Raw genomic sequence first — 12,254 nt, 5'->3', positions numbered from 1 at the left:
CCGCTGTGCCCACCCTCCCCCAAGCTCTCGGCTTCGCTCGAGCAGGGGGGACCCCCATCGCCCCTGGCGGAACGCATGCCCACAGCGAAACCGGCGGTCCCGGCCAGTGCGCCGCCCCGCAGCGGAAGCGGCGGTGCCGGCCAGTGCGCCGAACCGGCGGTTCCGGGCGGTGTGCCGTTCCGCAGCGGGAGCGGGGGAGGGCGCCACTGTGCCGCAGGACTGCCCGAGTCGCTGACCGTACGACCGACCCGAGGAGTGACCGATCATGATGCTTGAACAGGCCCTGACCATCCTCGACATGGAATCCGAGCCCGCGCCGCCGCCCGGTGGGGCGGTGACCGTGCGGGGGACCGTCACCGTCGATGCCGACGATCCGTTCCTGGACGGGCACTACCCGGGGTTCCCCCTCGTCCCCGGGTTCAGCCTCGTCCAGTACGTGCACGAGCTGGTCACCGGTGCCACCGGAGCGCCCGCGCACCAGCCCGCCGTGCTGGAGCGGGCACGGTTCCTGAGCCCGGTGCGGCCGGGTGAGGAGGTCCTGGTCGAGGCGCGTGTCCTGCACGACGAGGACGGGGTGCGCACCGACGCCGACGTCTCCGCCGGCGGCCGGCCCGCCGCCCGTATCCGCCTCCGCCTCCCGGCCGCCTTACCCGACACCACCCAGGAGCAGCACTGATGAGCACCTCCCGCGTCATGGCGGTCATCCCCCACCGTCGCCCCGCCCTCCTCGTCGACCGGGTCGTCGAGGTGGAGCCGCGCCGCCGGCTGGTCGCGCACAAGGCGGTCACCGTCGCCGAACCCGGCTACGGCGCGCTCAGCCGGAACCCGACCGACGAGGACTGCGCGTACCCGCTGGGGCTGCTCCTCGAGTCGTGGGCGCAGTGTGCCGTCGCGCTGGCCTGCTGGGAGGAGCCCAACCCGGACGTACGGCTGGGCAAGGTCGCGCTGCTCACGCAGGTCCGGGACGCCCGCACCCTCGCGCCGGTCCACCCCGGGTCGGTGCTCGCCCACGAGGTCACGGTGGTCCGCGACCTGGGCGACACGTACCTCGTGACGGGGCGCAGCACCGTCGACGGCACACCCGTCATGGAGATCGGCCAGGTCACGCTGGCGCTGCGCGACATGGAGGTCCTGACGGGCGCCGTCGCGGAATCTCCCGTACCCGAAACCACCACCCACGAGAGGGCATGATGTCCGCAGAGGAACACAACCGGCCGGTCGCGCTGGTGACCGGAGGCTCGCGGGGCATCGGCCGCGCCGTGGTGACCCGGCTCGCCGCCGACGGCTACGACGTGGCGTTCTGCTACCGCTCCGACCACGCGGCCGCCGAGGCCGTCGCCAAGGAGGCCGAGGCGGCCGGTGCCGCCGTGCTGACGCGGCGGGTCGACGTGGCCCGGCAGGCCGAGGCGGAGGCGTTCGTCCGCGCCGCCGAGAAGGAGCTGGGTCCCGTCCACGCGGTCGTCTCGTCCGCCGGGATCGTCCGGGACAACCCGCTGATCCTGCTGAACGAGGAGTCCTGGCAGGAGGTCCTGCGGGTCAACCTCGACGGCACGTACCACGTGTGCCGGGCCGCCGTGTTCGCCATGATGAAGCGCCGCACGGGCACGCTCGTCACCATGTCGTCCGTCGCCGGCGTGTACGGCAACGCCACCCAGACCAACTACTCGGCGTCCAAGGCCGGGATCATCGGCTTCTCCAAGGCGCTCGCCAAGGAGGTCGCGCCGCGCGGCATCCGCGTCAACGCCGTCGCGCCCGGCTTCATCGAGACCGACATGACGGCCGCGCTGTCCGACGGCGCGGGTCACGCGCTCGCACAGCGCATCCCGATGGGCCGCTTCGGCCGCCCCGACGAGGTCGCGGACCTCGTGTCGTTCCTGGTGTCGGACCGCGCCTCGTACATCACCGGGCAGGTGTTCGGCGTCGACGGCGGGCTGGTGCTGTGATGGCCCCGGCAGCCGCCCGCACGCCGCGCTTCTACTTCTCGCTGCGCAGCCCGTACTCCTGGCTGGCCTACCGCGAACTGACCGACCGCCACCCCGACGTGGCCGCCGCCGTCGAGTGGCGGCCCTTCTTCGAACCCGACGCGACGAGCGAGCGGCTCCTGACGGAGGCCGGCGGCTCGTTCCCGTACACGCCGATGTCCCGGGCGAAGCACCTGTACATCCTCCAGGACGTGGGGCGGCTGGTGAAGGAGCGCGGCCTCGCCATGACGTGGCCGGTCGACCGGAACCCCGTGTGGGAGGTGCCGCACCTCGCCTACCTGGTCGCCCGGGACGCGGGCCCCGAGTACGGCGCCCGGTACGTCGCGGCCGCCTACCGCACCCGCTGGGAGGAGGGCCGCGACATCTGCGACCGCGCGGTGATCGCCGGGCTCGGCGCCGAACTGGGCCTGGACCCGGACGCCCTGGCGGGCGCGAGCGACGACCCGGAGCTGCGCCGCCGCGGCGTGCGGGCGCTCCAGGACGTCTGCGCCGACGGGGTGTTCGGCGTCCCGTTCTTCACGCACGGCTTCAGCCGCTACTGGGGCCTGGACCGGCTGCCCGCGTTCGCCGCGCACCTGCGCGCCGCCGGGACACCCGCGGGGACGCCCGCCCGCGCCCTGCCGGAGCCGGTGCCCTCCGCCGTCGGCCTCGGCGCCGTCGGCCTCGGCGCGCACGCCACCGACGACGGGCACGCGGGCGGCTGCGGATGACGCGGATGACGTGGATGACGTGGATGACGCGGATGACCGCGACCACCGACGGCCGACCCGGCCGCGTCCAGGGGAGGGACGACCGATGAACGGAATCGACGACCGGCTGCACGCCCTGCGCCGCCAGTTCCAGGAGTGGGGGCACGACTTCCGCAAGCACGCCCTGGAGATCGACGCCGACCCGGAGGCGATCCGCCGCCACTTCGACCTGCCCGCCGTGCGCTACCTCGCCACGATGGGCGTTCCCGCGGAGTACGGCAACGAGCCCGAGCCCATCGCCGGCCACCGCTTCCTCGGCGAACGCGCCCTGGAGCGCGCCGTCATCATGGAGGAACTGGCCTGCGCCGACGCCGGAATGATGGTCGCGTCGCCGGGCCCGCTGCTCGCCGGGGTCCTCGTCGACATCCTCGCCGACCGGCGGCAGAAGGAGTGGTTCTACGGGCGGATGCTCGCCGAGCCGCTGTGGACCTGCTTCGCGCTCACCGAACCCGAGCGCGGCTCCGACGCCGCCGGCCTGACGACCGCGCTCACCCCGGCACCCGGTCCCGGCGGGGGACACGTCCTGAACGGCGCCAAACGGTACGTCGGCAACGCCGTACGGGCCCAGCTCGCCGTCGTGTTCGCCCGCACCCGCCCGGGGCCGCTGGGCGTGACCGCGGCGCTCGTCGACACCGCGCGGGCCCCCGGCTGGCGGGCCCGGGCCCTGCCGATGATCGGCCTGCGCGGCGCCATGATCAGCCACATCGACCTCGACGGCGTGGAGATCCCGGAGGAGAACCTGCTCGGCCGCCACCTGTCGCCCAGCCGGCGCGGCACCTGGGCGTTCGTGCAGACCTTCAACCGGCTGCGGCCCGGCGTCGCCGCCATCGCGGTCGGCATCGCACGCGCCGCCCACACGTACGTCCTCGCCAACCGCCGCGCCCTCAGCCGCGCCGACCGCGACCGGCTCGACGCGCTCGGCCGCCGTATCACCGCCACACGCGCCCTCGTGCACCAGGCGGCCGCGGCCGTGGACCTGCGCAGCACCAACGGGCACCTCGCGTCCGCCGCCAAGGTGCGGGCGGCGCAGCTCGCCGAGGACGCCACCCGCGAGGCCTGCACGTTCTTCGGGCCGGGCGCGCGGCTCGACCACCCGCTCCTCGACAAGCTGGCGCGGGACGCCCGGGCGATGGAGTTCCTGGAGGGCACCGGGCACATGCAGCGGCTCACCCTCTTCCAGGGGTACACGTCCGGCAAGTTCGACCGGGACGCGCCCTTCCCGGCAGCGCCGCCGGCCGCTGCCTGAAGGACGCGCCCGCCGGCGGCACACACGGGTCGACCCAGCCACGGGTCAGCCCAGCATCGCGTCCTGCGTGAGGATCGACTGGTAGACCTTCGACAGATCACGACCCGGCTCCAGACCGAGCTCCTTGACGAGCCACTGCCGCGTGCGGTGGAACACGTCGAGGGCCTCGGTCTGCCGGCCGTCCCGGTACAGCGCCAGCATCAGCAGCTGGCTCAGCCGCTCCCGCCCCGGGTACTGGGCGATGAGCTGCCGCAGCTCCGGGATGACGCCGCGTCCCTCGCCGATCCGCAGCCGCGCCGCGACCAGGTCCTCGCGGGCGCACAGCCGCTGCTCCTCCAGGTGCCCCGCCTCCAGATGGAGGCGGGGCCCTTCGTACAGGTCGAACAGGGCGGGGCCGCGCCACAGGCCGAGCGCCTCGTCGAGGAGCCGTACGGCCTTGTCGGGGTCGCGCTCCGCGGAGCCGCGGGCGGCGAGCGACAGGAAGCGCTGGGCGTCCACGGCGTCCGGCGGCAGGTCGAGCAGGTAGCCGCCGCTGACGGTGCGCAGCACCTCGTCACCGCGCCGGCCGGTCAGCGAGCCCAGGATGCGGCGCAGCCGCAGGACGTTGGCCTGGAGCGCGTTGCGCATGTTCTCCAGCTCGCGCTCGCCCCACAGTTCCGCCATGAGCTGCTCGTACAGGATGGGTGTGCCGGGCGGCAGGGACAGCAGCGCGAGGACGGTGCGTACGCGTTTGGAGACGACGTGGCGGTGCACGTCGCCGTGGATGACGGTCACTGATCCGAGCAGCTGCACTTCCATGGTGTCTCCCCGTTGCGGGCTCCGCGGCGGGTGGGGCGGAGCGGCGGCTCCGGCCATTGAGCCACCTGCTGCTCGGCCGCCACTCGGGCCGCCCTCGGCCGGACACGTGAACGATTCACGAGTGGCCCGCACGAAGGTCCCCGGCCGGGCGCTCGGGGCGCTCCGGCCGGGGACCGGGGTGGTGCGGTACGGCTGTGGGTCGTGCGTGGTGCGTGCGGCTCCGGGCCGGTGCGTACGGCTCTGGGGGGTGCCGTCGCGGTCAGGGGACCGGCTGGGTGGCCGGGACGCGGTACGGGGAGTCCGCGCCGTGCCGGTCGCCGCCGGCCGCCCGCGCCGCGGGGCGGGACGGCCACCACAGGACCGGGGTCAGCAGCTTCAGCGCGGCCGGCAGGATCACGATGCGGATGACCACGACGTCCAGGATGACGGCGACGCAGAGCCCGAAGCCGAGCTGCTTCATCTCCAGCAGGTCCGTGAACATGAAGCTGACGAAGACCGACACCATCACCACGGCGCCGCCGGTGACCACGCCCGCCGAGCGGGTGATGCCCTCCAGGACCGCCTCCGTCGTCGAACGGCCCTGCTGCACGGCCTCCTTGATGCGGCTGACCATGAACACGTTGTAGTCGGTGGACAGGCCGAAGAGGATCACGAAGAGGAACAGCGGCACACGCGACACGATGAACCCGTCGGTGTCGTAGTCGAGCTGGCGCTGCACCCAGTCGGACTGGAAGACCAGCACGAGCAGGCCGAGCGCGCCGCCGGCCGACGCCACGTTCAGGACGGTGGAGACGATGGCGACCGGTACGGAGCGGAACGCCACCAGCATCACGGTCAGGCTGAGCGCGAGGACCGCGCCGATCACCCAGGGCAGGGCCGACATCTGGTGGTCGAGTACGTCGGCGTTGCGGGCGACGTCACCGGAGACGGCCGCCTCGGTGCCGGCCAGCTTGCCGACCGTTTCCGGCACCAGCTCGCCACGCAGCAGCCGCAGCGCGTCCTGCGCCTCCCCGGAGTCGATCTGGTGCGGGGCGTGCAGCAGGACCGTGCCGGTCAGCCCGTCGTCGGACGTGCGGATGCGGGCGGCGTCGGCCCCGCCGTCGGCGGCGCGCAGCAGCGGCTGCTCACCGGCGGCCTTCACCAGGTCCCGCATGGCCTGCGGCAGTTCGGCGCGGTGCGCCTCGTCGGTGCGGACGGCCACCAGGTACGCGGCGCGCTCGGACGGGAACTCCTCCACCACCCGGTCGCGGGCCTGGACGGCGGCGACCTTCGGCAGGGTGCTGACCTCGGTGGAGGACAGTTCGATGCCGAGCGCGGGCAGCGACAGGGCGCCGACGAGGGCCAGTCCGGCGACGAGCGCGGCGACCGGGCGGCGCAGCACCGGGGCGAGCAGCCGCTCCCACGTACGGCCGGGGGAGCCGGGGGAGCCGGGGGAGCCGGGTGCGGCGGAGTGCGCGGAGTGCGCGGCGCGGTCGGCGAGCCGGCCGAGCAGCGGGAGGCGGGGGCGGTCCAGGGCGCGGCCCAGCTTGACGAGCAGCGCGGGCAGCACGGTCAGGGCGGCGCCGACGACGATCGCGACGACGGTGATGGAGCTGACGGCGAGCGACGAGAAGACGACGTCACCGACGACGAACAGGGCGGCGAGCGACACCATCACGGCGCACCCGGAGATGACGACCGTGCGGCCGGCGGTGGCGGCGGCGATCCGGACGGCGGACTCCTGGTCGAGGCGGCCGCCGGAGCGGGCGCGCTCCTCGCGTACCCGCTTGATGAACAGCAGCGAGTAGTCGACGCCGACGGCCATGCCCATCAGCAGGATCAGGCTGTTGTTGGCGCCGACGCTCGGGAAGACGTGCGAGAAGAGCTGCGACAGGCCCATCGCGGCGGCGACCGCCGACAGGGCGAGGAGCACCGGGACACCGGCCGCGACGACCGCGCCGAACACCACCATCAGGATCAGCAGGGTGAGCGGCAGCGTGATCCGCTCGGCGGTGGCGAGGTCCTCGCCCATGTTCGCGGAGACGCCCTGGCCCATCGAGAAGTGGCCGGTCTGCGCCACCTTCAGGCCCGGGTGGCTCTCCTGGACCGCGGCGGTGCGCTCCAGGAGGGCCGGGATGTCGGCGGAGACCTCGGCGTCCTTGCCCTTGGTGATGAGCGGTACGAGGACGGCCTGCCCGCTGGGCGCCCACACCGGGCTGCCGACCTCGGCGACCGAGGGGGCGCCGGTCATCCGGCGGACCACGTCCTGCGCGGCGGCGGTGGCGGCCTCGCGATCCAGCTTCTCGCCGGCGCGGGGCGTGATCAGGACCTTCTCCTGCAACGGGTCGAGGATGCCGCCCGCTTCGGCGATCTCCTCGGCGCGGCCGGCCTCGCCGACCCGGTAGTCGACGCTGTCGGCCACCCGGGTCCCGGCCAGGGATCCGAGGGCCAGGCACACGACCACGAGCACCAGCCAGCCGGCCAGCGCCCGCCAGGGGTGACGGGCGCTCCATGTGGCCATCCGGACCGTTAACCGCTGTTCCATCGCAGACTCCCCATCTCCGGGTTCGGGGCTATGACAACCCGCGCTTTGATGTGTAAGTCAAAGCTGACAGGTGACTTGTCGGGCCGTCAACTGTAGGTAGGGGATCGGTCAAAGCTGTCCGGAAGTGTTCGCTCCGGTGAGCGGGCGAAGAAAAGGGCCGGAGTGCGACCCACGCACCCCGGCCCGACGTACCCGTACCGGTGCCTACCAGCATCTCCCTCCGGCCACGCCGGCTTGTGCCGCCGCGGTCTCCTCCTTCTTCGGGGCCATTGCGTACGCCTCGGCCAGCACCTCCGAGACATACGCCACCTGGCCGGGACCGTCCGCCAGATATCCACTCGCGCCCAGCAGCCTGACCTGCCCGCGGTCGGCGTCCGTCAGCCGCCGCTGGAGATCCTCCAGGGCGGCAGGGGACAGTTGCCCCTCCGGTACGCCCGTGAGCACCGCACGGACCTCCAGATGCTCCACGAGCGCGTCCGCCACGGCCACCTTCACCAGTTGCTGCTGCAACAGCGGTGTTCCCTCGGGCCCTGCCGTACGGCTCCCGAGATGCGCCACCACCGCCTCGCGGAGCGCCTCCGACAACCCGAGCCGCAGCCACACCAGGCCCAGCGACCAGCCGGCCCGCCGGTCGGGCGGCCCGTATTCGGCCGTTGCCGCGATCTCCTGGCGGACCATCACCACCTCGCCGCCCGGCAGCTCGGCCGAGCCCAGCACCTCGGGCCCGCCCGGCGGCAGCTCGGCGGGCCGGCCCGCGCACCAGGCGCGCCCGGCCTTCAGCAGCGTCCGCGGCGTCACCACGGCGTGCCCGTGCGGCCCGCACGGCAGCAGCCCCGGCAGCATGTCCTCGCACAGCGCGTCCAGCGCGGGAGCCAGCCCCTCGTCGCGCGCGATCCGGTGGTACTCCTCCCAGGCCCGGCTCACCGCACGGCCTCCCAGCCCTGGAGGGGCACCGGCGCGGCCTCGGGCTCCACCACGCACACCCCGAAGTCGGCGCCCACCGGGTCGTACTCGGCCAGCACGAGGGGCCGCCCCGCCGGAAGCCCGGCCGACAGCCCGGCCGGTTCGCCCGCCGGGCCTTCGCCGGCCGGCCGCCCGGCCGTGAGCCGCGCAGGCAGCCCCGCCGGGCCTTCGCCCGCCAGGTGCGCCCACAAGGCCGTGCACGGGAAGCCTTTGCCGGTCTCCCGCACCTCCGCCAGACCCGCCGGCAGATCGCGCCCCGGCTCGATCCCGGCGCCCGCCACCACCGTCACGTCCCCGCCGTACGGGCGCAGCTCCTCCGCCAGCAGGTCCCGCACCTCGCCCGGCGCGACCCCGGGCAGCTGCCGCACCCGCGGCCGCACCCCCGGCGCCTCGTCCGCCGACAGGAGCAGCGCCACACCCGCGTCACCGGCCGGTACGGCGCCCTCCGTGTCGTACGGGAGCGTCCCCTGGTCCAGGATCAGGACCAGCGCCTGCCGCAGCCCGTGCCGCCGTACGTACTCGGTCGCCACGCGCAGCGCCGTGAACGGCGTCGCCCCGCCCTGCTCCGACAGCCCGAACGCGAGCGGGCCGTGCGGCCACGCCTCCGACAGGTAGGTGGTCGCCGCGTACCGGCAGTCCAGGTCCGGCGCGGCGTGCGCGACCACCGCCACGCCCACCTCCGCCGCGTCCGGGCCCAGCGACTCCACCAGCGCCCGCGCCATCGACGCGAACGTGTTGCCCGCGCCCGCCGCCGCCAGATCGGGCCGGTACGCGCGCCCGTACTCCCCGGCGATGTCCGTGAAGTGCCGTACGGAGAACGCGTCGTCGATCCGGCTCGTACCGGCCGGGAACACCCGGTGCACCACCCGCTCCAGGCGCAGCGCGGGCGCGGCCCGGGGGACGCGCGCCGCGGGCGCCGCCGATGTGCGGTACACGGTCAGCCGCCCATCTCGGCGAGCAGGAAGTCGGCGAGGGAGCGCACCGACTCGAAGTGGCTCATCTCCAGCTGGTCGGTGTCCAGTTCGATGCCGAGCGCGTCCTCAAGACCCATCAGCAGCTCGAACACGCCGCTGGAGTCGAGGCCGACCTGGTCGAACAGCCGGGAGTCCTCGGTCAGCTCCGGCAGCTCGTGGCCGAGCACCTCGGCCAGCGAGGACGAGATGGCCGCCACGACCTTCGTACGGCCGGCGGTGTCCTGCGCGAGGGAGGCGGTGTCAGTCATGGCACAACGGTCCTTTCGATACACGGATCGGTACACGGAATCTGAGGCGGGGCGGCGGCCCGGAGGGCGGACGGAGTCAGCCGGCGGCCGAGCCGGTCCGGTTCAGCAGGGCGGGCCCGGGCAGCCGCTGGTTGCGCAGCAGGTCGTCCGGGCGGTCCCGGTCGCGCACCAGGTGCGCCTCCCCGTCGAGCACGAGCACCTCGGCCGGGTGGCCGTGGCTGAGGAACAGCACGGGCGACGCGCTCGGCCCGTACGCGCCCGAGCACTCCACGCCGATCAGGTCGCCGGGCCGGACGTCCGGCAGCGGCACCTTCTTGCCGAGCGTGTCGTTCGGGGTGCACAGCGGGCCCGTGATGTTCCAGTCGCCGGTGGCGGGCTCGTCGAGCCGGTTGAGGACCTTCATCGGGAAGTTCCGCTTGACGAACGAGCCGATGCCGACGGCCGCCATGTGGTGGTTGGTTCCCCCGTCCGCCACGGCGAAGTTCTCGCCCATGGACGTCTTCACATAGCGGACGCGGGTCGTGTACGTACCGAACGGCGCGGTCAGGTACCGGCCCAGCTCCATCACCATGCGGGTCGCCGGGTGCCGCCGCGCGAACGCGTCGAGCGGCGGGTTGACCAGCTCCGCGAGGCGGTCGAAGTCCAGGTCCTTCTCGTTCTCGAAGTACGCGACGCCGAGCCCGCCGCCGACGTCCACCAGGTCCAGCGGGAAGTCCAGCTCCGCCGACAGGCCCTCGGCCAGGTCCAGGATGCGCCGGGTGTTCTCGGCGACGGCGTCCTCGCTGAGGATGCGGGTCCCCATGTACACCTGCACGCCCATGACCGCGACGTTCGTCAGGCCGCAGAGCAGCTCGCGCGCCGACGGGTCGCGGAGCTGCGCCTCGTCGATGCCGAACTGGCGCGGCTTGCCGCCCATCGTCAGGCCCGAGCCCTTGACGGCGAACTCCGGGTTGACGCGCAGCGCGACGCGGGCCGTGACCGAGCGTTCGCGGGCCAGCCGGTCGATCAGCTCCAGCTCGCCGAACGACTCGCAGATGATGACCGCGACGCCTTCGTCCAGGCAGGCCGCCAGCTCGGTGCGGCTCTTGCCGGGGCCCAGGAAGATGATGTCGTGCGGCGCGACGCCGGCGCGGCGCGCGGTGGCCAGCTCCGTCATCGACGAGACCTCGGCGCGGGCGCCGTGCGCGTGCAGCAGCGCGCACACCGCGATGTTCGGATTGGACTTCAGCGAGAAGAAGACCTCCAGTCGCGGGTGCAGCCGCTCCCGGACGGTGGTGATCCGGTCCCGCAGCCCGTTGCCGTCGTAGACGTACAGCGGGGTCCCGAACCGGTCGGCCAGCTCGGTGATCCCGATGTCCTGCACGGTGTGTTCAACGGGCATGGCCCACTCCTCCTGCCAGCAGCCGGGCGGTGACGCCCTCGTCGAGTGCGGTGAGCTCGTCGGGCGACGAGGCGACCGCGATTCCGTAGAGGCGCCCGTCGAACGGCTCACCGGGCGCTGCGGCCTCGGCGCCCGCGTTGACGGTCGCGAAGTTGTTCACGAGCAGCCCGGAGCGGCCGGCTCCGGGACAGACGAGATCACCGAGAAGGCCCCGGATCTCACCGAAGGAGCGTGGGCGGTCGAGCCGTACCGGGTAGTGCCGGGCGAGAGCGACCTGCCCCGGCCCGACGAACTTCTCCTGGAGCCGCACCTGGTACGTCGACATGTTGTTGCGGGCGTTGATCTCGATGACCGGCCACACCGCGTCGTCCCCGTCGAGCAGCGCGTCGACGCCGACCACGCCCGCGTAGCCGTCGGCGGCCAGCCGCTTGCCCAGCAGCTCGGCGGTCTCGCGCAGCGTCGCGTCCTGGGCGGGGGAGAGGTGCGCGGGGAAGCGGTGGCCCTTGTGGACACCGCCCTCGGTGACGGCGCGCTTGACGAAGTCGAAGTGGACGGAGCCGTCGCGGGAGACGGTGAACTGGTAGTTGAGATCCCCCTGATGAGGAACCCACTCCTCGACCACGAACGCGATACGGGACTCTCCCGAGCGCTCGACGCGCTGCCGGACCATGCGCAGCGCCCTGTCCATCCAGCGCTCGCTCTCCAGCACCACGATGCCCTTGCCGGAGACCCCGAACGCCTCCTTCACGACCGTACGGCGCCCCTGGGCGAGCAGCTCACGGGCCCGGTCCAGGGCGTCGGCCAGCTCGTCGACGCTCTCGCAGGTCCAGCCGGCGGGCTGGCGCACGCCCAGCTCGTCCGCGACCCGGCGGCTGTAGATCTTGCTGTTGACGTCCTTGCAGAGCGCGGCGCCCGGGGCGGCGAGCGGCATGCCCGTACGAGCGGACAGCTCCTCTTCGAGTACGGACACCCCGTGCGGCGAGAGCCGGGCACCGTCGGCGGCGAGAGCACGCAGGGTGTCGAGGAGAGCGGGGTCGGCGAGAACGTCCTCGGTGACCTTGCGCTGGGAGTCCTGCCCGGCCACGACGTGAATGTCGGGCAGCCCGAGTCCCAGCTCGGTGAGGTACTCCAGATAGGCGGGGTCCGGCGCGGTCTTGAGCACGACGTGGTCGCCCTCGCCGGCGAGCAGCAGCGCGAACTCGTCCATGCGGTTGACGACGGCGTTGCCGGAGGAGGCGGAGAAGCGCGGCAGCGTGTGCTCGCCGCGCGCCCACACCTCCTCCACCTCGAAGTTGCCCAGGAACACCAGGGGGGTGTCGTCGGCGCCGGTCACGGCGCTCTTGAGCCGGCGGCCGAAGCCGGCGAGCGGGCCATCCATGGGGGATCCTC

At 73.5% G+C, this 12,254-nt stretch carries 12 protein-coding genes; 5 read left to right on the top strand and 7 right to left on the bottom strand.

The window, feature by feature from the left end; translation table 11 throughout:
• The first annotated feature begins 265 nt into the window (after nt 1-265).
• The 5 genes from HTZ82_RS05360 (at nt 266) to HTZ82_RS05340 (ending at nt 3,977) form a co-directional block, all read left to right on the top strand.
• Nucleotides 266-676, top strand: a complete 411-nt coding sequence (locus HTZ82_RS05360; protein WP_175408108.1) for a hypothetical protein — start codon at nt 266-268, stop codon at nt 674-676.
• Nucleotides 676-1,191, top strand: coding sequence for a 3-hydroxyacyl-ACP dehydratase FabZ family protein (locus HTZ82_RS05355; protein ID WP_175408107.1), 516 nt, complete (start codon nt 676-678; stop codon nt 1,189-1,191). Before HTZ82_RS05360 ends, HTZ82_RS05355 begins: the two co-directional genes overlap by 1 nt.
• Nucleotides 1,188-1,943 (top strand): 3-oxoacyl-[acyl-carrier-protein] reductase, encoded by a 756-nt coding sequence (fabG, locus tag HTZ82_RS05350; protein ID WP_175408106.1) that lies wholly within the window; start codon nt 1,188-1,190, stop codon nt 1,941-1,943. Before HTZ82_RS05355 ends, fabG begins: the two co-directional genes overlap by 4 nt.
• Nucleotides 1,943-2,692 carry a 2-hydroxychromene-2-carboxylate isomerase gene (locus tag HTZ82_RS05345; RefSeq protein ID WP_175408105.1) on the top strand — a complete coding sequence of 250 codons (750 nt, stop codon included), beginning with the start codon at nt 1,943-1,945 and terminating at the stop codon, nt 2,690-2,692. Before fabG ends, HTZ82_RS05345 begins: the two co-directional genes overlap by 1 nt.
• 85 nt (nt 2,693-2,777) lie before the next feature.
• Nucleotides 2,778-3,977: an acyl-CoA dehydrogenase family protein gene (locus HTZ82_RS05340; RefSeq protein WP_175408104.1), complete on the top strand. Its 1,200-nt coding sequence runs from the start codon at nt 2,778-2,780 to the stop codon at nt 3,975-3,977.
• Nucleotides 3,978-4,022: 45 nt separating this feature from the next.
• Here HTZ82_RS05340 and HTZ82_RS05335 read toward each other — a convergent pair whose 3' ends face one another.
• The 7 genes from HTZ82_RS05335 to HTZ82_RS05305 all read right to left on the bottom strand — a co-directional run bounded on the left by HTZ82_RS05335 (nt 4,023) and on the right by HTZ82_RS05305 (nt 12,243).
• Complete coding sequence (locus HTZ82_RS05335) at nt 4,023-4,775, bottom strand: BTAD domain-containing putative transcriptional regulator (RefSeq protein WP_175408103.1); 753 nt, start codon at nt 4,773-4,775, stop codon at nt 4,023-4,025.
• A gap of 259 nt (nt 4,776-5,034) precedes the next feature.
• The gene (locus HTZ82_RS05330) at nt 5,035-7,299 is read right to left on the bottom strand and encodes an MMPL family transporter (RefSeq protein WP_175408102.1); all 2,265 of its coding nucleotides are present in this window, start codon (nt 7,297-7,299) and stop codon (nt 5,035-5,037) included.
• A 204-nt stretch (nt 7,300-7,503) separates the two neighbouring features.
• Nucleotides 7,504-8,223: a hypothetical protein gene (locus HTZ82_RS05325; RefSeq protein WP_175408101.1), complete on the bottom strand. Its 720-nt coding sequence runs from the start codon at nt 8,221-8,223 to the stop codon at nt 7,504-7,506.
• Nucleotides 8,220-9,197, bottom strand: coding sequence for a hypothetical protein (locus HTZ82_RS05320; protein WP_175408100.1), 978 nt, complete (start codon nt 9,195-9,197; stop codon nt 8,220-8,222). Before HTZ82_RS05320 ends, HTZ82_RS05325 begins: the two co-directional genes overlap by 4 nt.
• A gap of 2 nt (nt 9,198-9,199) precedes the next feature.
• The gene (locus tag HTZ82_RS05315) at nt 9,200-9,484 is read right to left on the bottom strand and encodes an acyl carrier protein (RefSeq protein ID WP_175408099.1); all 285 of its coding nucleotides are present in this window, start codon (nt 9,482-9,484) and stop codon (nt 9,200-9,202) included.
• A 76-nt stretch (nt 9,485-9,560) separates the two neighbouring features.
• The gene (locus HTZ82_RS05310; RefSeq protein WP_175408098.1) at nt 9,561-10,865 is read right to left on the bottom strand and encodes a type III PLP-dependent enzyme; all 1,305 of its coding nucleotides are present in this window, start codon (nt 10,863-10,865) and stop codon (nt 9,561-9,563) included.
• A complete protein-coding gene (locus HTZ82_RS05305) occupies nt 10,855-12,243 on the bottom strand; it encodes an ATP-grasp domain-containing protein (protein ID WP_175408097.1) in 1,389 nt (462 codons plus the stop codon). Before HTZ82_RS05305 ends, HTZ82_RS05310 begins: the two co-directional genes overlap by 11 nt.
• Nucleotides 12,244-12,254: the final 11 nt, after the last annotated feature.

Origin of the sequence: Streptomyces sp. TRM64462 (assembly GCF_013362995.1) — a bacterium.
Lineage (GTDB): Bacteria > Actinomycetota > Actinomycetes > Streptomycetales > Streptomycetaceae > Streptomyces.
This window is presented reverse-complemented; position numbering and strand designations above follow the sequence as displayed.